Genomic DNA, 22,575 nt, shown 5'->3' on the forward strand with positions numbered 1-22,575 from the left:
CGCCATGATCTGCCGCTGCCGAGTTTGATTTTTGGAGTATGGAAGTGCCTCTGAAGGGCTACAAAACCCCCGACCTAGGAGCCCTGCCGACGGCCTCCGACGTTATCGCCGATCACATCCGTGATGCGATCGTTTCAGGGGCGTTGGAAGAAAATGACCCCATCCGTCAGGATGACGTTGCCAAGCTCTTCAACGTCTCCAAAATTCCGGTTCGCGAGGCGCTCAAGCGCCTGGAGGCAGAGGGCCTGGTTTTGTTCCAGCGCAACAAGGGCGCTGTCGTGACCAGCATGAGCGATACCGAACTGGCGCAGATCTTCGAAATCCGCGCCATGCTGGAGGCCAATGCGATCCGTCTGTCCATCCCGCATATGACCGCCGAAACCTTCGCGCGGGCAGAGGCAATCTGCGACGAATTCATGGGCGAGTCCAATGTCGCCCGCTGGGCCGAACTGAACTGGAGCTTTCACTCCACCCTGTACCAGGACGCCAACCGCCCTTATCTGATGAACCTGATCCGCTCGGTTCATGACCGTATCGAGCGCTATATCCGCCTGCAGTTGACGCTGTCGCATGGCGAGCGCACCGCCGACCGCGAACATCGCGACATCCTTGCCGCCTGCGTCGCCGGCGACAGCGACCTCGCCGCACGCCTTCTTACCGACCATATCGTCGCCGCCTGGCAATCGCTCCTGTCCAACCTGCCCCAGGGCAAGAAGGACGCGGGCTAGGAGGCGATATCGGTTTCGCTACCCGCCCAGCCTCGCAGCCTCACAGTTCTCACTGCGGCCCTGCACCCACCAAAACCCACCACCACAGCGCTACCCTCGGGCTTGACCCGAGGGCCACTCTCAACCCGGCACAAGTGGGGAGTGACCCACGGGTCAAGCAACCGTGGACAGTCGGGTGCAAGCTTTGGTCCCCGATCCCTCCCCATCGTCATTGCCCGAACAAACCGGACAATGACGGTGGAACTGACCCCGGACTCCCCCTAATACTCCCCTGTTGCCACCCCACGCAGATACTCCCCTCGGTTCAGCGGATTGATCCCCGTCCGCTGCCGCTTCGGCACCACGCCCTGCACTGGCTCGTAGTGTGAGAAACTGGACTCCAGCATCCCCTCGCCATGCGTCAGCCCCGGCAATTGCCGTCCCAGGTCATGCAACTGGAATGCTGCGATGGTCCCGGTGATCGTGCAGCGAACCGCCCCGATTTCACTGGCCTCCGCTGTTGCTCCCAATCGGGCCAGCAGGCCCAGCACCGGCGCCAGTGCTTCCACCGGAACCTCTAGCCGGAACTGGTTCATCGGTGCGCAGACCACCGTCCCGGCCCGCTGCAGCGCCGCCATCACCACCAGCGGGGCCAGCTTGCGATGCTCCGCCGCATTGGTCATCGGCCCCCAATCTCGGATGCGGATCGCCTCGGTCATGGTGACGATGCAGTCGGTGACCGCCCAGCCATGCAGCCCCTGCTTCAGCGTCTCCCGCACCGCATCCTCGATTGCCGTGTAATAGGACATCGGCAGGTAGCCGAACTCAATGCCGATCCGGAACACCACGCCACTATCGATGGCTCCCGGCTCCAGCGTCAGCGCGATGGTGGCAATGAAGGGGTCCGGCACCCGGTCCACCGCCTCGCCAATCCCGGCCGGCCGCTCGACGCAGATCGGCCTTGTTTCGTCAAACACCGCCGCGACATGGAAATCGTCGAGCAGGATCTGCCCGATCACCTCCTTCTGCACTTCGCCATAAAGCGAGATGAACATCTCCTGCTGGCTGTCGTCCTTGCGCAGATTGATCAGCGGATCCTGTTCCGCCAATTGGCCGAGGGCCACCCATAGCCTGGGCCGGTCACGGGGGAGTTGCGCCGAAACCCGGGTTTCGAGGGCAGGGGGCGCAAAGCTGTGGCGCGGCGCCGTGGGTTCGCTCCAATGGCATCGCCCACCCGTGCATGCACCAGCCCGCGGATCTGGCCGATCTGCCCAGCGGCAATGCAGGTTGCGCCACTCTTCCAGCCGCGGTCGAACATGCTGATCGCGGTAACTTTCTCATGGTGCCCGTTGCCGTACTGCAGGCGCTCCCGGGCATGCAATACGCCCGAGAATAGCCGGACATAGGCGATCTTCTCGCCTGCCGGTCCACGATCGATCTTGAAGATAATGCCCGACAGTTCCGCCGCGGCATCCCCTTGTCCGACCGGCAGCAACCCGGTGATCCCTGCCATGAGACTCGCGATCCCGACACCGGTCATCGCCGAGCCGAAGAAGATGGGGTGGATTTGTCCAGCCCCTGTTTGCTGCGCCAAGCTCCGTTGCAGGTCGGCATAGGGCAAGGCCCGGTCAGCAATGACAGCTTCCAGCACGGCAGCATCATTCTCGGCGAGCGCTTCGGCCAGCTTGCTGACAAAGGCGTGCTCCGTCGCTCCCGGGGTGACGACATCCGCTCCGCGTTCCCCGGCGGTGACCACCCTTTGCATCGGCAGGATTGCTGGCGTCAGCTTGTCGGCAATGCGCGCCACCACCCCCTCGGGATCGGCCCCCATCCGGTCGATCTTGTTGACGAAAATCAGCGTCGGTATCTGCAGCCGCTGTAGCGTCCGCATCAGCACGCGCGTCTGCGCCTGTACGCCCTCGACCGCTGAAACCACCAGTACCACCGCATCGAGACAGGCGAGCGTCCGCTCGACCTCGGCGATGAAATCGGGGTGGCCGGGGGTGTCGATCAGGTTGATGGTAACGTCATTGACGACGAACGAAGCAACCGCGGATCGGATGGTGATGCCGCGTTGGCGCTCGAGCGCCATTGTGTCGGTCTGCGTATTGCCGCGGTCGACGCTCCCCATGGCGTCGATGACGCCGGCGTCAAACAGCAGTCGTTCGGTAAGGCTAGTCTTTCCGGCGTCGATATGCGCCAGGATCCCTAAATTCAGTGCTCGCATGCAGCGTCACATCCTCAAGATTGGTAAAATCTCCTTTCTCGATGAACATGAGGCGAGGCATTGCGAACTCCATAATCAAGGGTGAACACTCCGGCGATGATATGCAGGAGCCGCCCGCCTTGCAACGGGCGGACGGCTACAGTGAATCGCAGTGATGTATTTTTGCCATACGGCTCGGACGCTTAGCTCGCCTGGACGTAATGGCCCTCGCCAACGCTGGTATAGTTCCGCGTCGGCGGCACAAAGCCAGCGGGCCGGACCGGGCTCTTCAGCTCGTCATTGGCAATCTTGCGGCGCATGTTGCGGCGGGCTGGGTCGGGAACCGGCACAGCCGCCATCAGCTTCTTGGTATAGGCGTGCTGCGGATTGGCAAAGATCGCCTCGCGCGGGCCGATCTCGACGATCTCACCCAGATACATTACCGCCACGCGGTGGCTGACCCGCTCCACCACGGCCATATCGTGGGAGATGAACAGGTAGGATAGGTTGAGCCGCTCCTGCAGGTCGAGCAGCAAGTTGACCACCTGCGCCTTGATCGACACATCCAGCGCCGAAACCGATTCGTCGGCCACGATCACCTTGGGATCGAGCGTCAGCGCCCGGGCAATGCAGATGCGCTGCCGTTGCCCGCCCGAAAACTCGTGCGGATAGCGCTTGAGCATGTCGGGCGACAGACCCACCTCGGCCAGCAGATGCGCCGCCTTTTCCCTGGCCTGCTGCCGTGTGCCGCGCTTATGCGCCAGAAACGGCTCCATCAGTGCTTCGCCAATGGTGGCGCGCGGGTTGAGGCTGGCGAAAGGGTCCTGGAAAATCATCTGGATCGACTTGCGCAACTCGCGCAGGTCCGGCCGGCTCATGCTGATCACGTCGCGGCCGTCCATTTCGATGGAGCCGCTCTTTGGGGTCGCCAGCCGCGTGATGGATCGCCCGATAGTGGACTTGCCGCAGCCCGATTCCCCCACCAGTGACAGGGTCTCGCCCTGGAACAGGTCAAACGACACATTCTCCACCGCATGTACGGCGCCATTGTTCCTGCCGAAAAACCCGCCGGCCAGCGGATAGCGGGTGACGAGGTTCTTCACCTGCAGGACCGGATGGTCGACTTCGACCGGGCGCTCCAGCGCCGTCGGTTCGCTCGACAGGCCCGTCACCGGATCGACGATGGGAAAGCGGCGCGGATATTTCTCGTTGGTCATCGATCCCAGCTTGGGCACGGCCGAGAGCAGGGCGCGCGTATAGGGATGCTGACCGCGATGGAAGATATCGGCGGTATCGCCGCTTTCCACCGCCTCGCCGCGATACATCACGATGGTGCGGTCGGCGATCTCGGCCACCACGCCCATGTCATGGGTGATGAACAGCACCGACATGCCGTCCTCTTCCTGCAGCGTCTTGATCAGGTCGAGGATCTGCCCCTGGATGGTCACGTCCAGTGCCGTTGTCGGCTCGTCGGCAATCAGCAGCTTGGGCTTGCTGGCCAGCGCCATGGCGATCATGACGCGCTGCCGCATGCCGCCGGAAAACTGGTGCGGATATTCCTTGAGCCGCTGGACGGCATTGGGAATGCGCACCTTTTCCAGCAGCCTGATGGTTTCGGCGCGCGCCTCGGCCGCGCTCATCGGTCGATGGCAGGTTAGGGCCTCCGAAATCTGCCGGCCGATGGTGAACACCGGATTGAGGCTGGTCATCGGCTCCTGGAAGATCATCGCGACATCATTGCCGCGTACCTTGCGCATCGCCTCTTCGTCCAGGTTCAACAGGTCCTTGCCATTGAGCAGGATCGAGCCATCGATGCGGCTGCTGGTCCTGGCCAGCAGCCGCATGATCGAGAGTGAGGTGACGGATTTGCCCGAGCCGGATTCGCCGACAATGGCCACGGTTTCCCCCGGCATCACATCGAATGACATGTCCCGCACCACGTCCTTCCAGTCCCCATTGGACAGGAAGGACGTGGTCAGGTTGCGGACCGAAAGCACCGGCTGAACGGCATTGATATCGGGCATGGTCTGTCTCCGGTCGAAGGCGCTATCAGGCTTGCGTCTTGGCCGCGCGGGCCGAAACAAAGGCTTGCGGCGTGAAGGTAAAGTCGCGGTCGAAGGGGAAGGTCTTGGTCAGTTTGCGATCACGCACCAGCCGTTCGACATATTGGTCGACGGCACCAGTCGAGAGCGCCATCAGGTTCGGATTGGCGATCGGTGCCAGTTCCGGCGACAGATAGCCCGACTTCACCGCTATGATCTTGGCATTGTGCGGATCGAGCCCCAGCAGGGTGAAATCGGCGATGTTGTGATAGGGGCGGCGGCGCGCCGCAACCACCACATCAATGCCGCCGATGCGCAGCACTGCCTGGCGCTCCGGCATGTCATTGGTGTCCAGCACGAACACAACTTCGAACTCGCCGGTAAACGGCGTGCTGTCCTGCGGCGCCAGCGCCCCGCCAACCGAAAGCGTCAGCTTGGCGCCAACGCCCGCCGCATAAGCCGCAGCCGTCGCTGCCGGGTCGGTAATTCCTGCCAGCACCACGCCCTGCGCGCCAGCCGCAACCAGCGCCGCCAGCACCTCTGCCCGGTCGCCCACGCCGCCGCCGGTCGGATTGTCGCCCGATTCGGCCAGCACCACCGGTGCCGTATCGCTATTGACCGCGCGGGTCACGCATTGCTCGATCGTCCCGGTCTCGCAGCCGAAGACGAACTCTTCGCGCGCATCCCAATAGGCCTGGGCCAGTTTCTTGGCTTCGCGCTCCAGCGCCGCCCGGTCGGTGCCGGTCATGATCGCAGCGGCCGTGGCGCGCGGTTCGTCGGCCCATACATAGCCCACCATCAGCGAGGCATCCCAGATGCCGGGATCGCTATCAATGCCGGGCAGGCGGGCATAAAGCCCCTTTGCCGGCTCGTCGACCGTGCTGGTCCGCTCACCCGGCAACACCACCGGAATTGGCGCCCACACCACCTGTGGAATCTCCCCGGTCGTCAGCGCCCGCACCAGCATCGTCACCGAGCGGCGCATGGTCTCTTCCACGTCGATATGGGGCGCCGTGCGATAGGTCGAATACATGTCGAGGCTATCGATGATGCGCTGGGTGACATTGCCATGCAGGTCATAGCTGGCGGTGACGATGCAATCCTCGCCCACCACGGCGCGGGCGGCGGTGATCCAGTCACCCTCGGCATCCTCCATGCCCTGCACGTTCATCGCGCCATGCATGGCCAGGTACAGCCCGTCGAGCGGCAGCAGGGCCTTCAGCCCATCGAGAAATTCGGTCTTGAACGCCTCATAGGTGGCGCGTTCCACCGGGCCGCCCGGCACGGCGCGCGCATGCACCAGCGGCAGCCAGGTCACGTCATAATCTTTGAGGAAGGCGAAATAGGGCGCAGTCAGCAGACCATCGCCGCGCGTCACGCGGAAATCCGCAGTGCGGGTCAGAACCGGATTATACGTGCTGCATTCCACATGAATGCCACCGACGGCGATACGCATAGGCTTTTCCCTCTAGTTGAAGCCGAGCAGGAAGTTATGGGTGGCGATGCCGGCGGCGCCACGCGCCCACACATCATCGCTCAGTTTCTGGCTGCGGATTGGGGTGCGCCCGGACAGGCGCGGCAGCACATTGTTCTCGATGGCCTGCTTCACCACCGTTGCAAACAGCCCGGAAAATGCGGGCTCCTGGTGGGTGATCAGCACCATTTCCGGATCGTTGATCTGGATGACATTGGCGATAGCCAGCCCCAGCGCATTGCCGGCGCGATGCAGCAGCGCAATCGCCTGGGCCGAGCCGCGCGTTGCCGCCGTCTCGATGTCGCTGAGCGTTTTGGCCTCGATCCCCTGGTCGTTGGCCAGCGCCAGCTGGGCATAGACCGAGGCAATGGTGTCGAGGCACCCGACCTTGCCACAGCGGCAGGGCAGGCCATTGGGTTCGATGGTGCTATGGGCGATTTCGCCGGCGCCACCATGGGCGCCACGGTGCAATTGGTCGCGGATGAAATGGGCGCAGCCAATGCCGTCGCCCAGCGAGACCACGGTGAAGTTCTGCATGTCGCGCGCGCTGCCAAACAGCTTCTCGCTCAGCGCCAAGGCCTTGGCGTCGTTCTCGATATAGGTGGGCAGGCCCACAGCCTTGTGCACCAGCCGCGCCAGCGGCACGTCCTTCCAGCCCAACAGGGTCGATTCGATGCAGGTTTCCTGCGCCTGATCGATCAGGCCGGACAACGCAACGCCGATGCCATTGAGGTGCTCACGCGCCGCCGGCACCATTTCCAGCAGCTTGGGCACAACCTTGCCGAGGTCCTGCGCAAAGCGCTCGGGATCGGTATCGCGCGGCATTGTCAGCCGCGCCACAATATTTCCCTTGAGGTCGGCCAGCGCCACGATTGCCGGGTCGGTCAGCATTGAAACGCCAATGAAATAGGCGCCTTCCGGCCGCATATCGAGCATGGCCGATGGCCGGCCCTGGCCACCCACCGTGTCGGTCTCATGCACGAGGCCGGCTTCGATGAGTTCGCGGGTCAGCCCGCTCATCGCCGCCTTGCTCAATCCAGTACGAGCCACCAGCTCCGTCCGGGTGACCGGGCCGGAGGCGCCGATGGCGCGCAAAATCTGGTTATGGGTGGCTGTGAGCATGCAAACTCTCTCTCTGTGGCTTGACACTAAGTACAGTAGGTGAACTATTCAAGCGTCTTGAGTTCAATTTGTGATGTAACTCAGCGCTCAAATTGGCTCCTTATGTACGTGGAGGGAACGAAATGAATCTAAAGCTGAAGAATCGTGGCTGGCTGGTTGGCGGAGCGCTGCTCGCCTCGTTGCTGGCATCGACCGCCGTTATGGCCGACACGCTGACCGTAATGCAGATCGAAGGCCCGCGCTCCATGGATCCAGGTGATCAGAGCGCCACTTATACCAACGCCTTGCTGGGGCCGATGTATCAGGGCCTGTTGATCCGCGGTTCCGATCTGAAGTTGCAGCCGGCGCTGGCCACCGAGTGGTCGGTGGACGAGAGCGGCCTGGAGTGGACCTTCAAGCTGCGCGAAGGCGTGGTGTTCCATGATGGCACTCCGTTCAACGCTGACGCCGTGGTCTACAATTTCGAGCGTCACCTCAATACCGAGCGCGGCCTCGCCGCCAGCGGCCGTATCCGGACCTTCCTGTCCAAGATCGAAAAGCTGGACGATTTCACCGTCAAATTCACGTTGAAGTCGCCCTATCCGGCATTCCTGGCCATCCTGACTTCCAATAGCGGTCAGCAGGTCAGCCCAACGGCCGACGCTGCCGGCAATCTGGGCGCCGCTGCCGTCGGCACCGGTCCCTATCGCATGGCCGAGTACAATTCGGGCGAATATGTCCTGCAGGAAAAGTTCGCCGACTACTGGGGCGACAAGGCCGCCGGCGAAGACGAGATCAAGTGGACCTGGTCGGCCGAAACTTCGGTGCTGAACATGGCGCTGCAGACTGGCGATGCTGACATCATCAACCCGGTTCCCCCGGTATTCGCCGCCCAGATCGAAGCCAACCCCGACCTCAAGCTCTCGGTTTCCGATGGCTCGGCCGTGTTCTGGGTTTCGCTCAATACCGAGAACGATGCGCTGTCCGACGTCCGCGTCCGCCAGGCCCTGAACTTCGCCACCGACAAGGTTGGCCTGGTGCAGGCGATCATGAGCGGCTACGGCTCGCCGGCCAATTCGCCGCTGCCAAGCGTCGCGCCGGGCTTCGATCCCTCGCTCAATCCCTATCCGCTCGATCTGGAAAAGGCCAAGGCACTGCTCGCCGAAGCAGGTTATGCCGACGGCTTCACCATGTCGGTGGTGGTGCAGGAGCCAGAAGCGCGGATCGGCGAAGTTCTGCAGGCCATGTGGCAGCAGATCGGCGTCACCCTTGATGTCCGTCGCATGGAAAGCGGCGTCTGGTCCGATGCCGCCTTTGGCGATCAGGCCAAGAAATCAGCTGAAGGCACCGATTCGGTGATGGCTTCGTGGTCCAGCGGCGTCAATGGCGCCGACCTGCAGCTGCGTCCGCTTTATCACTCGAGCAGCTTCTCGCCCGGTAGCGCCAATCTCGGCTTCTACAAGAGCGAGGAACTCGACGCCCTCCTCGACAAGGCCGCTGCCACCATCGACGAAGACGCGCGGAACGCCATCTATGTCGACGCTCAGAAGCTGATCACTGAAGATGCTCCGCACGTGCTGCTCTACGTGACCAAGGACCTCGTGGCGACTCGCGCCAATGTTGAAGGTGTGTGGACCATTCCGGGCGGCCAGATCCGCGTTGAAACGGCCACCAAGAACTAAGCGCAACGACAAACGATCAAACCCGGGCCGGCTTTGCCGTGCCCGGGATTTTTGAAGGGGCAGGGTCATGAAGGCCTATATTTTTCGCAAGCTCATCGCACTGCCGCTGATCCTGGTGGGCGTCTCCATCCTGGTGTTCATCGCGCTGCGCGCGCTGCCGGGAGAGCCGGCGCGCATCATGGCTGGGCCCGAAGCGACCCAGGAAGCGGTTGACCTGGTAACGATCCGGCTGGGCCTCGATCGCTCGCTCCTCGAGCAATATCTGACCTTTGCCGGCAACGCGATCCGCGGTGATTTCGGCGATTCCCTCCGCTCACGCCTCCCGGTGATCCAGGAGATTGCCGAGCGCGTGCCCTATACGCTCACCCTGGCGCTGACTGCCTATCTGCTGGCCATCAGTATTGGTGTGCCCGCCGGCATGATTGGCGCCATCTATCACAATCGCTGGCCCGACTATGTGGTCATGATCATAGCCATCATGGGCGCCTCCTTCGCCAATTTCTGGCTGGCGCTGATGGCCATGAATTTCTTCTCGGTGCAATTGGGCTGGCTGCCCTTGCTCGGCGCCAATAGCTGGCAAAGCTACATCCTGCCCTCCATCACCCTTGCCGTTCTACCCACCGCCGTTATCGCCCGCATGACGCGCTCCTCGATGATCGAAGTGCTGGGGCAGGACTATGTCCGTACCGCCCGCGCCAAGGGCTTGCAGGTCCGCTCGATCTATTGGAGCCACGCGCTACGCAATGCCGTGATCCCCATCGTCACCATTGTCGGCCTCAATTTCGGCAGCCTCATCGGTGGTGCCGTGGTCACCGAAACCGTGTTCAACTGGCCCGGCATTGGCCGCCTGATGGTGGATTCCGTGCGCTTCCGCGACTATCCGGTGATCCAGGGCGTCACGCTGGTCGCCGTGTTCGGCGTGGTGCTGATGAACTTCCTCGCGGAAATGCTCATTGCCTTCCTCAACCCCAGAATCAGGTTCGACTAATGACGCTCGCTCCTTCCACCGTCGCCCCGCGCAAGCGCAGCGCCATGCGAGCCGCCCTGAGCTGGTGCGGCAGCCACGTCAATATCGTCATCGGCGGCGGGCTGATCGGCCTGATCGTCTTTGCCGCGATCTTTGCGCCGCTCATCACCTCGGCTGATCCCTATGCCCAGAACCTGATGGCGACCCTGCTGCCGCCATCCTGGGAGCATCCCTTTGGCACCGACGATAATGGTCGCGATATCTTTGCCCGCGTCATCTATGGCGCCCGCATCTCGCTGCTTGAAGTGGTGCTCAGCGTCGGTCTGGCGCTGATCGTCGGTACCCCGCTTGGCATCATTGCGGGCATGGCCGGTGGCGTCGTCGATACCGTCATCATGTGGGTGATGGACGTGCTGTTTGCCTTCCCCGGCATTGTGCTCGCCATTCTTATCGTTTCGGTACTCGGCCCCAACCTCATTAACCTGCTGATAGCCATCGCTATCTTCGCTGTGCCGGTTTATGCTCGCCTCAGCCGTAACCTGACGCTGGGTCTCAAGCGCATGGAATTCATCGAGGCTGCCAATGCCCTGGGTATTTCGCGGCCACGTATCCTGACCCACTACATCCTGCGCAATTCGGTCGGCCCGCTGATCGTGCAGTCGACCTTGACGGCCGGTACCGTGATCCTCTCGGCTGCCAGCCTGTCCTTCCTTGGCCTCGGTGCTCAGCCGCCCATCCCCGAATGGGGCGCGATGATGAGCGTCGGCCGCAATTATCTGGGCGTCAATATCTGGATGTCGCTGTTCCCCGGTCTGGCCATCATGGTCATGGTGCTTGGCTTCAACGTGCTGGGCGATGGTCTGCGTGACCTGCTGGATCCGCGTAAATGAGTATTGCCCATTTCGGCACAGCCACCTCGCAACTGCCTTCACCCACAGCCTATTGCGTGGATATGGGCGGCTCCTTCATCAAGTTCGGTGTCGCTTTCGGCCCCGGCAATGTGGACCTGCGCGAAAAGGTCCCCACCCCCATCGATTCCTGGTCCGATCTGATTGCCGCCATGTCGGCCCTGATCAAGCGCTGGGGCAGCAGCCAGGATGCTGGTCTGCCGCTGGCGATCTCGACCACCGGCCTGTTCAACGTCCGCACCGGCTCGGTCACTGCCGCCAATATTCCGTGCCTGTCCGGTCATGATGTCGTCACCGAACTCTCGGCCTATCTCGACCGGCCGGTGCTGATCGCCAATGATGCCGATTGCTTTGCCCTTGCCGAAGCCAATGTCGGCCTCGGCCGAGGGCATGACGTGGTGTTCTGTGCCATCATGGGCACTGGCATTGGTGGCGGTCTCGTCGCCAATGGCCGTCTGGTGCGTGGCGCCGCCGGCGTCACCGGCGAATGGGGCCACGGCCCCATTGTGCGCACCGAAGTCACGCTTCCCGGCCTGGCCGATCCGATCAGCGTGCCGCGCTTCCCCTGCGGCTGCGGGCAGGTCGGCTGCACCGATACCATTGGCGGCGCCCGTGGTATCGAACGGCTGCATCACCATCTGCATGGCGTCCGCGCCACCAGCCATGAAATCCTCGATGCCTGGGAGACGGGCGAGGCCGCTGCCGCGCGCACTGTCGCCGTTTTCCTGGAACTGCTGAGCGAGCCGCTGGCCTTTGCCGTCAACATCACCGGCGCCTCCATCGTGCCGGTCGGCGGGGGCCTTGCCAGCCGCACCGCGCTCATCGCCGCGCTCGACCTGCATGTGCGTGAGCACACGCTGATCCGCTTTACCGAGCCGCTGGTGGTCCCCGGTACGCAGGTTGCCAATGGCGGTTTGGTCGGCATGTCGGTGCTGGTGGCACAGAAATGACCATCCTGCTTGAAGTCTGCGTCGATAGCCCTCGCGGGCTGCAGGCCGCCATTGCCGGTGGCGCCCATCGCATCGAACTGTGTTCGGCGCTCGGTCTTGGCGGGCTGTCACCATCCCCCGGTCTGGTCGCCGCCGCAGCGTCCAGCCCGATCCCGGTCTATGCCATGGTGCGGCCGCGTCCTGGCGATTTCGTCTTCGACGCCACCGATCTCGCTGCCATGCACGTCGAGATTGCCGGCATCCGTGCCGCTGGACTTGCTGGTGTCGTGCTTGGCGTCAACCGCCCGGATCGCACCCTCGACATAGATATGCTCGCCGAACTGGTCGACGCCGCCGGTGACCTCGGCACCACGCTGCACCGCGCCATCGATCTGGTTCCCGATTTCCCCGCCGCCCTCGAATCCGCGGTCGATCTGGGCTTCGACCAGATTCTGACCTCTGGTGGCCGGCTTACCGGCATCGAGGGGGCCGATATCCTCGCCGCGCTCGTTGCGCAGGCCGGAGACCGCATCGCCATCATGGCCGGCTCCGGCGTCAAGCCAGCCAATGTCGCAGAACTCATCGCCCGCACCGGCGTTCGCCAGGTCCACGCCTCCTGCCGCTCGCCGGTTGCCGTCGACCAGCCTCTCGAAGTCGCGCTGGGCTTCCGCACCGAGTTCGAAGCCGACACCAGCGCCGCCATCGTCGCCGAGATGCTGGCTGCCATCCATTCGTGAACTGACCAATCGAGTATCAATATGAAGAATGCCCGCGACATCTGGGATCATGTCGAATCCAAGCAACAGGCGTTTATCGCCCTTGCCGATACCGTCTGGGGCACGCCCGAAACCTGCTACATGGAAGCGCGATCCGCCGCCGCCCATGAAGCCGCATTGCGCGAGCAGGGCTTTACCGTCACCACCAATGTCGCTGGGATGCCCACCGCCGTCATCGGCGAAGCGGGGCAGGGCGGTCCCGTCATCGCCATCCTCGGCGAGTTCGACGCGCTGCCCGGCCTCAGCCAGGAAGCCGGCGTTGCCACCCATACCCCGATCCAGACCGGCGCCAATGGTCATGGCTGCGGTCATAACCTTCTCGGCTCTGGCAGCATGCTGGCAGCAACTGCCATCAAAGACTGGCTTGCTGCCAGCAAGCTTGCTGGTCGCGTGCGCTATTATGGCTGCCCCGCCGAAGAGGGCGGTGGCGCCAAGGCCTTCATGGTCAAGGCCGGTCTGTTCGATGATGTCGATATCGCCATCTCCTGGCATCCCGGCATTTTTGCCAATGTCACGCGCCGGAGCTCGCTCGCCAATACCCGCGTCGATTTCACCTTCACCGGCCAGGCTGCCCACGCCGCCAGCGCCCCTCATCTGGGCCGCAGCGCGCTCGATGCGGTCGAGCTGACCAGCGTCGGCTGCAATTACCTGCGTGAGCACATCCCCGCCGATTCCCGCCTGCACTATGCCTATCTCGACGCCGGCGGCATTGCCCCCAATGTCGTCCAGGCCAGTGCCAAGGTCCGCTATTCGGTGCGTTCCAGGACCGTCGATGAAATGATCGACCTGGTGCAACGCGTCACCAAGGTTGCAGAAGGCGCCGCAATGATGACCGGCACTTCGGTCCAGACCGAGATCATCAGCTCGGTCGCCAACATGATCCCCAATCTGCCGCTCGAAAACGCCATGCAGGACGCGCTTGAAGAGCTCGGTGCGCCCCTGTTCAGCGCTGCCGACGAGGCCTTTGCCCGCCAGATTCAGCAGAGCCTGACCGATCAGCACATCGCCTTCGATTACACGCGCCACGGCATGGCGCCTGAAACCGGGCGCGCGCTTGGTGACTTCCTCATCCCGCGCGAGATCGAAGCCCCGCGGGCCGGCGTGGCCTCGACCGACGTTGCCGATGTCACCTGGGTCGTCCCGACCGTGCAGCTCGATGGCGCCAACTTCGCCATCGGCACGCCGTTCCATTCCTGGCAGCTCGTTGCCCAGGGCAAGAGCGAAGCGGCGCACAAGGGCATGGTCCATGCCGCCAAGGTCATGGCCGCCACCGCCCAGCGCCTTTTCATCGATCAGGAGCTTCGCGCCGAAGCCAAGGCCGCGCTCGAAGCAATTGCCGGCCGCTCGCGCTATCGCTCGGCCCTGCCGGACGGCGCCTTGCCGCCCATCGCTGCGATGTCGCAATAGGCCCGGCAGCGGGCAGTAAAATGCCCGGCCGGTTGTACCAGCCGGGCATCTGTCATTTGCGAGAAGTCTACTGGAGCTGGGTATACAGCTCTTCAAAGCGAGCGGCGGCCTTGGGCGGCACCTTGACGGCTTTGAGGGCTTCCAGGTTGCTGGAGTCGCCGCCGACCTGGATCAGGCCAACCATGCCCATCGGCAGGTGGGGCAGGCACTTGTAGCCATAAACGCCGGCCACATCGAAGGTGTAGCTGAATTCTTCGTTGATCTTACCCTTGAAGGTCGCGTCGGCCGAGGGGGTCATGCCCTTGATGGTTTCGGCATTGTGGCTCTTGTCGGTGGGCACGAAGGTGACGGTGTCACCAACTTCGATCGACAGGAACGCTGGTTCGAACACCATGGTGCTGCCGTCAGTGCCCTTGTTGAGCATCATGACCTGGTGATCGGCTGCCATTGCGGCGATCGACGACGTCAGGGTTACGGCTGCAGCGAGAAAAACGGCTTGAAGAGTACGAATTTGGGGACCTCTGGGGTGAGATTGAATTGGCAAGGGCCAGCCAGCGGCTCGATTGACCCCGGCTTGCCCAACGTCCTGGCGATATAGGACATCGCAGCGCCACTGCCAATTTTCAAAAGGCCCGTGCCGGTTTGCGTTCAAGCCCCGAATGAGACATGAAGACCGCAACGGGCAGCGCCGCCCGCACCCCTCAAGCATCCTTCCTGGAACGCGCGCCATGACGAAACCCGCTGTTTTTGTTGAGAATTTGACGTGCAGCTATGCCGGCAAGCGCGCGCTGGATGGTGTCAGCCTGACCATTCCCACCGGCGCAAGTTTCTCGCTGCTGGGACCGAATGGCGCAGGTAAAACCACCCTTATCAACATCCTGTGTACGCTGCAGGGAGCCGATAGCGGCATCGCCATGGTCGCCGGCGTCGATGTTGCGCGCCATCCTACTCAGGCGCGCAACAGCATTGGCGTGGTGTTTCAGGATTCCAGCCTTGATGACCGCCTGAGTGCCTGGGAGAACCTCGAGTTCCACGGGCTGGTCTATGGCATGCCCGCCCGGAAGCGCCGCCAGCGCATCGATGCGGTTCTTGACCTTGTCGAGCTCAGCGACTGGCGCGAGACGGTGGTCCGGAGTTTTTCCGGTGGCATGCGCCGCCGCCTCGAGATTGCCCGGGCCCTGCTGCATGAGCCGGCCTTGTTGTTTCTGGACGAGCCGACGGTTGGGCTGGACGCCCAGACCCGACAACGCATCTGGGCCTATCTCGATCAGTTGCGCAGGGAGCGCGACCTGACCGTCTTCACCACCACCCATTACATCGAAGAGGTCGAGGGCAGCGATCAGGTCTGCATTCTGGATGGCGGCAGGATCGTGGCCGAAGGCAGTCCGCAATCCCTCAAGGACGAGTATGCCCGCAGCTGGCTGCATGTCGTGCCGCTGGATGCTGCTGCGCGCGACACCATAGCCGCCGCGGTCCCCGATTGTCGTGAACTCAGCCATGGCCGCCTGGCCATCCCGCTTGCTGGTGCTGACAAGGTCGATGCCTTTCTTGGCCAGTTCGGTTCGCTGCTGGCCGAAACACGGTACGAGCCGCCTTCGCTCGAAAGCGTCTTCCTCTCGCTGACCGGCCGCGAATTGCGCGATCGCATGGCCGATCGACATGCCATCGAGCAGGCCGCCGGCCGCCGGGCAGGGCGCCGATGATGCAATTGCTTCCTGATGGGCGCCACGACATGGCGCTGACCAAAAATGGTGGGAGAAACCAAATGAGCAGGATTCTGCCGCTATTGCGCGGGGTCTACGGCATCTGGCTTCGCGAGATCCTGCGAGCCACCCGCGACCGGGGCCAGATGATCGGCGGGGTCAGCCGTCCTCTGGTCTGGCTGTTGATCATGGGCGTCGGCCTCAATCCCTATTTTCGTGGCGAGGTCTTCGGCGAAGTCCGATATGTGGTGCCCTATACCTACCTGCAGTTCCTGTTCCCCGCCGTCATCGTCCTCAACATCATGTATACGTCGATCCAGTTCGCGGTGTCGGTGATCTGGGACCGTGAATTCGGCTTCCTGCGCGAAGTTCTGGTGTCGCCGATGCCGCGTCCGCTGATCCTGCTCGGCAAGGTGCTGGGCGGCAGTACCGCGGCCACGCTGCATGGCGCCATCGTGCTGATCCTGGCCCGTTTCGCCGATGTCACGCTGACCCCGGACCAAGTGGTCATGGCGCTGGGCGCCATGTTCGCCCTGTCGTTCGGCCTGACCTGCTTTGGCGTCCTGCTGGCCTCGCGCATTCGCAGCTTCGAAGGCTTCGGAGTGTTTTCCAACACCATCATCCTGCCGCTCTATTTCACTTCGTCCTCGATCTTTCCACTCGATCCGGCACTGTCGCGCACCCAGATGGCGGCGACTTATCCAGAGTGGCTGGTGTTCATGGTGCAGATCAATCCAATCACTTATGCGGTCGATCTGCTGCGCGGCATCCTGATCAATTTCAATCAGTTTCCGCCAGCCTATGGCCCGGCGGTCATTGCTGCCATGGCGATAGGGTTTTTCCTGCTCGCGCTTGTTGATTTCGGTCGTTCCAAATGACCTGGTCGCGCTGGCGCGCCGGGCTCGTCAATATCGCTGCCGTTTCCTTGCTGCTGGTCGCTGTCAGCTTTCTGCCCCCCGATACCTCGTTGCGCGATGTGCAGCGCAGCGGGGTGCTCAAGGTTTGCGTGCCGCCGACATTTCCGCCGCTGGTTACCGGCAACGCCACAGACCCCGGCTTCGATGTCGAACTGGTCCAGCATATTGCCGATAGCCTTGGCCTGCGGCTTGCGCTCAATCCGCTGGCAGCGATGGGAAGCGACTTCAATCCGCGCAATTGGCTGCTGACGCGCGCCCAGTGCGATATGATCGCCGGCGGCCTCGCCGATACCCTGCAGAACCGGGGCTTCCTGCAAATGCTGCCGACTGGCGTCGAGACCGGCTGGGTTGTCGTCTCGCGTGGCGGCACGCTGCCCGCCGCAGGCGCGACAGTGGCAGTGCTGCCAGCAACCAGCGGCTTCGCCCGGGTCGCCCTGTCCAGTTGGCTCCGCGGGCGCGGCTGGCAGGTGCAGCGCGCCGCCAATCCGGCGGCTCTGCTCGAATCGGTCGCCGATGATCAGGCGAGTATCGGCATTACCGAGCGTTTCCTGATTTCCACCGGCGATGCTGCCGAACGGGGGCTGAGTGTCGCCTGGCTCACGGAAGAGGGCTTTGCGCGCAACCAGATGGCGTTGGGCCTGTGGAAGGGCGACCAAACCTTGTGGCGCGCCGTCAATGGCGTTGTCGATGCCATGAAGGCCGATGGAAGCCTGGAAGCACTGCGGCACCGCTATGGCCTGTCCGGTGGATTGGACGACGCGCCAGAACCTTAGGCCCCCGCTGAAGTGCGACTTTAGTCTTGTTTCTGTGCTGATTGGTGTCGCTCCACATTGCCGTTACGACGGGTTTGTGCGTATGAATACAAGAGTTGCGCGAATGGCCCGAGGGCTGTCCTCGAGCAATAAATGCCTGTTTCAAAACGGCATTCGAAGAAGATTTTACAACACTTTAAAAAATGGAGGATGTCGTGCACGTACGATCTAGGCGCGTGATCCCGTTTGCGATCGCCGCTATGTCCCTGGCAGTGTCCGGTGCATACGCTGCCGGTTTCACTGCCGAGCAAGCTACGGCGGGCAAGACGGCCTATGATTCCAACTGCGCTCAGTGCCACGGGTTCAAACTCGAAGGCCCGGAAGCTCCCGGCCTGGTCGGCATGGACGTGATGCAGAATTGGGATAGCGCTGCAGGCCTTTACGATTTCATCTCGGTCGCGATGCCTCCATCCGCGCCCGGTATGCTGGGCGAAGATGCGTATCTCAACATCGTCTCCTACATCATGTCGTTCAACGGCGCGCAGCCGGGTGAAACGCCGATGAGCGCCGATCCTGACCTGCTGGCATCCATCAGCCTGCCGGCCGAAACCAGCGCTGGCGCTGCCGCCGCCGCAGCAGCGGCCCCGGCGGTTACTGCCACCGATGCGGCCGCCGCCGGCGGTCTCAATCCGACGCCTCCTGTCAATCAGGCCTTCACCTTCGGCAAGCAATTGCCGGGCGGAGCGGCCCCCGCCGCAGCCTCTGCTGCGCCTGCGGCACCAGGCGTCCCTCAAGCATTCACATTCGGCAAGCAGTTGCCGACTGCTGCCAACTGATCCAGTCCAGAGGAAATAGAAAATGAAACTGGGGCTAATGAAGACCTGCCTTATTGCGACAACAGCGCTGCTCATGCTCGGCACGGCAGCTCAGGCGCAGGGCGTTCGCGAGAATTACGAGCCTGTCACCGACGAGATGCTGCTCAACCCGCCGGCCGAAGAATGGCTGATGTGGCGCGGCAATTATGCCAACCAGGGCTATAGCGAACTCGACCAGATCAACAAGGACAACGTCGCGGGCCTGCAATTGGCCTGGGCCTGGCCGATGGCTGATGTTGGCATCCAGGAAACCGCGCCGCTCGTCCATGACGGCGTCATGTTCCTGCAGACCAACAACAACATCGTCGAGGCACTCGATGCCAAGACCGGTGACCGCATCTGGCAGTACCGCCACGTGCTGCCCGAGCTGCCCGCAGCCTGGGGCTACCAGCTGAACCAGGCTCGTCGCCAGAAGAACTCGATCGCGCTCTACGGCGACAAGGTGATCCTGACCACCGTCGATGCCAAGATCGTCGTGCTCAATGCCGCCGACGGCACCGTTGCCTGGGAAAAGCAGGTCCTCGATTACCAGGTCGGCTACAGCTACACGATTGGGCCGCTGATCGTTAAGGACAAGATCATCTCGGCAATCTCGGGTTGCTCGATCGCCGGCACGGCCGGTGGTTGCTTCATCCTGGCGCACGATGCCAATACCGGTGAAGAGCTCTGGCGCTTCAACACCATCGACGATCCCAATAACCCGGCCCAGCAGGAAAGCTGGGGCGAAGTTCCGGCGGAAAACCGTTGGGGCGGCACGCCTTGGGCTACGGGCGCTTATGATCCGGAAACCAACGTGACCTTCTGGGGCGTCGGTATGCCTGGTCCTTACGCGGAACTGATCCGTGGTTCGGGCGATGGCAGCGTGTTGTACACCAACTCGACCCTGGCTCTCGATGCCGATACCGGCGAGCTGAAGTGGTACTACCAGCACCTGCCGCGCGATAACTGGGATCTGGACAGCCCGTTCGAGCGCATCCTGGTCAGCCAGGAAGTCGATGGGAAAATGGCCAATATGGTCGTTTCCGTCCCCGGCAAGAACGGCATTGCGTTCGGTCTCGATCGCGACACCGGCAAGTATCTGTGGTCCAAGGAAACCGTTCAGCAGAACGTTGTGACCGGCATTGATCCGGACGGCACTGTCCATATCAACGAAGACCTGATCTCGACCGCTGTTGGCGAAGCCCACCTGATCTGTACCTCGGTTTCCGGCGGTAAGCTCTGGATGGCTGGCTCCTACAGCCCCAAGACCCAGACCTTCTTCGTGCCCCTGACCGAGGCCTGCAACACCGTGGCCCCGACCCAGACCGAATTCACCGCCGGCAATGCCGTTGGTGCGGTCAAGTTCGGCCCACGCGTTCTGCCCGAAGGCATCACCGAAGCCGGCCTCGTGCAGGCTCTGTCGGTTTCCCCCACCGAGGGTGATTCCAAGTGGCAGGCGCGCAGCCGTCCGTCGATGACCAGCTCGCTGCTGGCCACCGCTGGTGATCTGGTGTTCGGCGGCGACGCTGGCCGTTTCGTCAAGGCATGGGATCAGGAAACTGGTGAAGTGCTCTGGGAACAGCGTCTGAACGCCCCGATCGGTGGCTATCCGATGACCTACGAACTCGATGGCGAACAGTACCTGGTCATCCCGACTGGTTACTCCAATGCCGCCAGCTCGATCTCGTCGGCTTTCCCGGAAATCCCGCTGCCGACCGGTACCGGCAACTCGATCTTCGTGTTCAAGCTGCCTGCAGCCAAGTAATTGCTGCGCCAAGGCGACTAACTGAAAAGGGGCCAAACGGCCCCTTTTCTCCATTCAGGAGACGGTTTCGATGATGCTACGTGGTTTGATGACGGGCCTCGCTCTGGTGGTCAGCCTCCCCGCTTTCGCGCAGGTGCCGCCTGAACTGCTCAACAACACGCGGCGCCAGAACGGCGAGTCGATCACGGCCTGTTTCGACACCACCGCGACCACGCTGGAATTCGACCGCGAGGTCGCCAGGCTGATCGCCGATTCCCTGTTCGTTGATCTGCAGACCCGCGACGGCTTCGGCGGCTTCCCCATTGATGGCGCTGGCTTCATGGACGAACTGTCGATTGCCATGAACAATACCTGCGATCTGTTCATGGGCATCTCGGTCCAGGTCAATTCCCAGTTCCCCGAATGGGCTGCGGTCTCGCGCCCCTACGCCTCCATGCCCTTCGTGCTCGCCGTCGATAACCCCGACTGGCAGAGCCTTGCCGACATTCCTCACGACCGCAAGATCGGCACCGCGCTGCAAAGCCTGGGCGAACTGGTGTTCATCACCTGGGCGCAGCAGCAGCCCGAGGCCGAGCGCTGGAAGCGTCTGCCCTATGCCAATTTCGAATTAATGCTGAAGCGCGTGCAGGACCAAAGCCTTGGCGGCATGCTGCTCTGGCAGCCCTCATTGGTGAAGCTGCAGCAGACGGTCCCGGCCGCCAGGGACGTGCGCATCATCGATCTGGCCCCGGTTCCCGCCGTCGATGTTCATGTCGGTGCGCTGGTTTCCAGCAAGGATAGCTTCCTGCGCTCGCAGGTCGATGAAGCCATCGATGCCCTGGTGGCCGATGGCACCATCACAGCGTTGATGGAACGCTACGGCTATACCGGCCACGCCGGTGAATAGGTTCAGCTGAGCCGCAGCCAGTCCAGCAGCACCGGTGAGAAATCGGGCACCCAGCCCAGAACCAGCAGGACGCAGAGCCCGACCAGAACAACGGGCTCTGCCTTTTGCAGGCGCTTCTCGGCCGATGGCCAGATCGCCTCCAGCAGCGTGCCACCGATCAGGCCGGGCAGCGGCAACAGATTGAGCAGCACCGACCCGGCACAGACAATCTGGAACTGCTGCAGACTATACAGCACCACATAGCCCGCCGTGCGCGGCAGACTCGCCTGCACCAGTGGAGCAAGCAGATCGGCCAGCGGAATCGCCGACAGCATCAGCAGCGGTCCACCCAGTGCGATGACCACCAGCCCCCAACGGCCCAGCCGATTGCTGTTCACGTCGTAGCGCAATGGGCGTATCCAGCCCATCCTGAACAATACCGCCATGGCCAGGCCCAGCACGGCGAGATGCGGGAACGGATTGAGCGTCAGCCGGCCGTCATGACGGGGCCTGCTATCGCCCATCGCCCTGGCCAGTCCTGCCAGAATTGCGCCCTGCAACGCCGCGAAGATCAACAGCGCCACTACTCGCGTGACGATCTCTTCCATCGTCAGATTGTTCAGAAAATTCAACGGCTCTATCCCGACAGCGCCGGACCGTGGCGCGCCCCCCGATGTTACGGATTTATCACTGCTTCGGCCAGCTTCAACGGGACTTCGAAATGACTCTTTCCAGGCTGGGAAAGACCTCATAATGAGCAGTATCGGGGCGGTTGCCTGATCGCAGTCTGCCATCCACACTGTCGCGAACCTGCCTCAGGCAAAACAGGAGCCAACATGTCACGCCACCCCAAGCTCCATCGCATGGCAGCTGCAGTGCTTGTGGTGTTGGCGCTGGCGAGTCCGGTCTTTGCCCAGCAGGTGACGGATTATCTGGGCGTTCCCGGCCCCATAACCTTCAACGGCACCGATTATGCGCTGTCCTGGTCCTCCAAGCCGACGCCCGACTATATCAAGCAGGAATACCTGCCGAGAGGGCAGGTGCCCGAGGCCTATAGCAGTATGCTGATGGTGGAATTTCTGGCCGGCGACCTGAAGCCCACAAGCATGGCCGGCGCCCAGATGGACCTGCTGAACCGGCGTAAGGCCAGCGACCCCCTGGTCAGCATGGCGCTGACCGAGAATGCGCAGAGCGGCGAGGTCATTCTTGATTTCATCCTGAGCGGCCGCGACGAAACCGGCGGGATCGTGGTCGAATGGAATGCCTATCGCTATGCGCAGGCCCAGACCGCTGCGGGCAAGACCGGCGGCATGCTGCTGGCCATTAGCCGTCGCGCCTATGGCGAACCTGCCGCCCGCGCCTTCCTCGCATCGCTGCAGGACTTGAAGGCGGTCCAGGTCCCGGCCCTCGCCGCCGCCGAATTGCCAAAGTTCTGATTGGCTGGGCCGGTTTCGTCCCCGCCGTCACCAACCGGCTGGTCCGGGTGGTCGATCTGTCGCCTCGGCTTGCGTTGAGGAATA

19 protein-coding genes and 1 pseudogene are annotated in these 22,575 nt (G+C 62.7%); 14 read left to right on the top strand and 6 right to left on the bottom strand.

Annotated features, from left to right (window positions below; genetic code table 11):
* The first annotated feature begins 38 nt into the window (after window positions 1–38).
* On the top strand, window positions 39–728 hold the full coding sequence (locus tag BUA69_RS02840) for a GntR family transcriptional regulator (protein WP_046136381.1): 690 nt from the start codon (window positions 39–41) through the stop codon (window positions 726–728).
* Window positions 729–988: 260 nt separating this feature from the next.
* Here the strand turns inward: BUA69_RS02840 and BUA69_RS21590 are convergent.
* From BUA69_RS21590 to BUA69_RS02860, 4 genes and pseudogenes are all read right to left on the bottom strand, one after another.
* Window positions 989–2,934 (bottom strand): annotated as a pseudogene (locus BUA69_RS21590) (GTP-binding protein).
* Between the two features lie 182 nt (window positions 2,935–3,116).
* Window positions 3,117–4,937, bottom strand: coding sequence for an ABC transporter ATP-binding protein (locus BUA69_RS02850; RefSeq protein WP_046136380.1), 1,821 nt, complete (start codon window positions 4,935–4,937; stop codon window positions 3,117–3,119).
* Window positions 4,938–4,962: 25 nt separating this feature from the next.
* Window positions 4,963–6,411: a M81 family metallopeptidase gene (locus tag BUA69_RS02855; protein ID WP_046136379.1), complete on the bottom strand. Its 1,449-nt coding sequence runs from the start codon at window positions 6,409–6,411 to the stop codon at window positions 4,963–4,965.
* A 12-nt stretch (window positions 6,412–6,423) separates the two neighbouring features.
* Window positions 6,424–7,551, bottom strand: a complete 1,128-nt coding sequence (locus tag BUA69_RS02860; RefSeq protein WP_046136378.1) for an ROK family transcriptional regulator — start codon at window positions 7,549–7,551, stop codon at window positions 6,424–6,426.
* A 122-nt stretch (window positions 7,552–7,673) separates the two neighbouring features.
* Here BUA69_RS02860 and BUA69_RS02865 point away from each other — a divergent pair, with 122 nt between their 5' ends.
* From BUA69_RS02865 to BUA69_RS02890, 6 genes are all read left to right on the top strand, one after another.
* Complete coding sequence (locus BUA69_RS02865; RefSeq protein ID WP_046136377.1) at window positions 7,674–9,212, top strand: ABC transporter substrate-binding protein; 1,539 nt, start codon at window positions 7,674–7,676, stop codon at window positions 9,210–9,212.
* Between the two features lie 67 nt (window positions 9,213–9,279).
* The gene (locus BUA69_RS02870) at window positions 9,280–10,200 is read left to right on the top strand and encodes an ABC transporter permease (protein ID WP_046136376.1); all 921 of its coding nucleotides are present in this window, start codon (window positions 9,280–9,282) and stop codon (window positions 10,198–10,200) included.
* Entirely contained in the window at window positions 10,200–11,069 is an 870-nt protein-coding gene (locus BUA69_RS02875; protein WP_046136375.1) for an ABC transporter permease, read from the top strand. The genes BUA69_RS02870 and BUA69_RS02875 overlap by 1 nt, the downstream gene beginning before the upstream one ends.
* A complete protein-coding gene (locus BUA69_RS02880) occupies window positions 11,066–12,037 on the top strand; it encodes an ROK family protein (RefSeq protein WP_046136374.1) in 972 nt (323 codons plus the stop codon). The genes BUA69_RS02875 and BUA69_RS02880 overlap by 4 nt, the downstream gene beginning before the upstream one ends.
* Window positions 12,034–12,753 carry a copper homeostasis protein CutC gene (locus tag BUA69_RS02885; RefSeq protein ID WP_046136373.1) on the top strand — a complete coding sequence of 240 codons (720 nt, stop codon included), beginning with the start codon at window positions 12,034–12,036 and terminating at the stop codon, window positions 12,751–12,753. Before BUA69_RS02880 ends, BUA69_RS02885 begins: the two co-directional genes overlap by 4 nt.
* A 21-nt stretch (window positions 12,754–12,774) precedes the next feature.
* Window positions 12,775–14,199, top strand: a complete 1,425-nt coding sequence (locus BUA69_RS02890) for a M20 family metallopeptidase (protein WP_046136372.1) — start codon at window positions 12,775–12,777, stop codon at window positions 14,197–14,199.
* A gap of 67 nt (window positions 14,200–14,266) precedes the next feature.
* On the opposite strand, the gene BUA69_RS02895 is transcribed toward BUA69_RS02890, so the two are convergent.
* The gene (locus tag BUA69_RS02895) at window positions 14,267–14,710 is read right to left on the bottom strand and encodes a pseudoazurin (RefSeq protein WP_425283952.1); all 444 of its coding nucleotides are present in this window, start codon (window positions 14,708–14,710) and stop codon (window positions 14,267–14,269) included.
* A gap of 217 nt (window positions 14,711–14,927) precedes the next feature.
* On the opposite strand from BUA69_RS02895, the gene BUA69_RS02900 reads away from it, so the two are divergent.
* The 6 genes from BUA69_RS02900 (at window position 14,928) to BUA69_RS02925 (ending at window position 21,076) form a co-directional block, all read left to right on the top strand.
* Window positions 14,928–15,902, top strand: a complete 975-nt coding sequence (locus BUA69_RS02900) for an ATP-binding cassette domain-containing protein (protein ID WP_046136370.1) — start codon at window positions 14,928–14,930, stop codon at window positions 15,900–15,902.
* Window positions 15,903–15,964: 62 nt separating this feature from the next.
* Window positions 15,965–16,780, top strand: a complete 816-nt coding sequence (locus BUA69_RS02905) for an ABC transporter permease (RefSeq protein ID WP_046136369.1) — start codon at window positions 15,965–15,967, stop codon at window positions 16,778–16,780.
* Window positions 16,777–17,592, top strand: coding sequence for a substrate-binding periplasmic protein (locus BUA69_RS02910; protein WP_046136368.1), 816 nt, complete (start codon window positions 16,777–16,779; stop codon window positions 17,590–17,592). The genes BUA69_RS02905 and BUA69_RS02910 overlap by 4 nt, the downstream gene beginning before the upstream one ends.
* A 194-nt stretch (window positions 17,593–17,786) precedes the next feature.
* Window positions 17,787–18,407, top strand: coding sequence for a c-type cytochrome (locus BUA69_RS02915; protein ID WP_160300149.1), 621 nt, complete (start codon window positions 17,787–17,789; stop codon window positions 18,405–18,407).
* A 22-nt stretch (window positions 18,408–18,429) separates the two neighbouring features.
* A complete protein-coding gene (locus tag BUA69_RS02920) occupies window positions 18,430–20,190 on the top strand; it encodes a pyrroloquinoline quinone-dependent dehydrogenase (RefSeq protein WP_046136367.1) in 1,761 nt (586 codons plus the stop codon).
* 70 nt (window positions 20,191–20,260) lie between these two features.
* A complete protein-coding gene (locus tag BUA69_RS02925; protein WP_082093927.1) occupies window positions 20,261–21,076 on the top strand; it encodes a substrate-binding periplasmic protein in 816 nt (271 codons plus the stop codon).
* 2 nt (window positions 21,077–21,078) lie between these two features.
* Here BUA69_RS02925 and BUA69_RS02930 read toward each other — a convergent pair whose 3' ends face one another.
* Entirely contained in the window at window positions 21,079–21,687 is a 609-nt protein-coding gene (locus tag BUA69_RS02930; protein ID WP_046136365.1) for a zinc metalloprotease, read from the bottom strand.
* A 204-nt stretch (window positions 21,688–21,891) separates the two neighbouring features.
* Here BUA69_RS02930 and BUA69_RS02935 point away from each other — a divergent pair, with 204 nt between their 5' ends.
* Entirely contained in the window at window positions 21,892–22,491 is a 600-nt protein-coding gene (locus BUA69_RS02935) for a hypothetical protein (RefSeq protein ID WP_052950696.1), read from the top strand.
* Window positions 22,492–22,575 lie beyond the last annotated feature (84 nt).

This window comes from Devosia limi DSM 17137 (genome assembly GCF_900128975.1).
Classification (GTDB): Bacteria; Pseudomonadota; Alphaproteobacteria; order Rhizobiales; family Devosiaceae; genus Devosia; species Devosia limi.

Excerpts from the sequence above, each read along its gene's own strand:
- BUA69_RS02905 (WP_046136369.1), top strand. The coding sequence starts at position 15,965 with ATGAGCAGGATTCTGCCGCTATTGCGCGGGGTCTACGGCATCTGGCTT.
- BUA69_RS02890 (WP_046136372.1), top strand. The coding sequence starts at position 12,775 with ATGAAGAATGCCCGCGACATCTGGGATCATGTCGAATCCAAGCAACAG.
- BUA69_RS02870 (WP_046136376.1), top strand. The coding sequence starts at position 9,280 with ATGAAGGCCTATATTTTTCGCAAGCTCATCGCACTGCCGCTGATCCTG.
- BUA69_RS02850 (WP_046136380.1), bottom strand. The coding sequence starts at position 4,937 with ATGCCCGATATCAATGCCGTTCAGCCGGTGCTTTCGGTCCGCAACCTG.
- BUA69_RS02860 (WP_046136378.1), bottom strand. The coding sequence starts at position 7,551 with ATGCTCACAGCCACCCATAACCAGATTTTGCGCGCCATCGGCGCCTCC.
- BUA69_RS02920 (WP_046136367.1), top strand. The coding sequence starts at position 18,430 with ATGAAACTGGGGCTAATGAAGACCTGCCTTATTGCGACAACAGCGCTG.
- BUA69_RS02840 (WP_046136381.1), top strand. The coding sequence starts at position 39 with ATGGAAGTGCCTCTGAAGGGCTACAAAACCCCCGACCTAGGAGCCCTG.
- BUA69_RS02925 (WP_082093927.1), top strand. The coding sequence starts at position 20,261 with ATGATGCTACGTGGTTTGATGACGGGCCTCGCTCTGGTGGTCAGCCTC.
- BUA69_RS02855 (WP_046136379.1), bottom strand. The coding sequence starts at position 6,411 with ATGCGTATCGCCGTCGGTGGCATTCATGTGGAATGCAGCACGTATAAT.
- BUA69_RS02875 (WP_046136375.1), top strand. The coding sequence starts at position 10,200 with ATGACGCTCGCTCCTTCCACCGTCGCCCCGCGCAAGCGCAGCGCCATG.
- BUA69_RS02910 (WP_046136368.1), top strand. The coding sequence starts at position 16,777 with ATGACCTGGTCGCGCTGGCGCGCCGGGCTCGTCAATATCGCTGCCGTT.
- BUA69_RS02900 (WP_046136370.1), top strand. The coding sequence starts at position 14,928 with ATGACGAAACCCGCTGTTTTTGTTGAGAATTTGACGTGCAGCTATGCC.
- BUA69_RS02880 (WP_046136374.1), top strand. The coding sequence starts at position 11,066 with ATGAGTATTGCCCATTTCGGCACAGCCACCTCGCAACTGCCTTCACCC.
- BUA69_RS02885 (WP_046136373.1), top strand. The coding sequence starts at position 12,034 with ATGACCATCCTGCTTGAAGTCTGCGTCGATAGCCCTCGCGGGCTGCAG.
- BUA69_RS02865 (WP_046136377.1), top strand. The coding sequence starts at position 7,674 with ATGAATCTAAAGCTGAAGAATCGTGGCTGGCTGGTTGGCGGAGCGCTG.
- BUA69_RS02935 (WP_052950696.1), top strand. The coding sequence starts at position 21,892 with ATGTCACGCCACCCCAAGCTCCATCGCATGGCAGCTGCAGTGCTTGTG.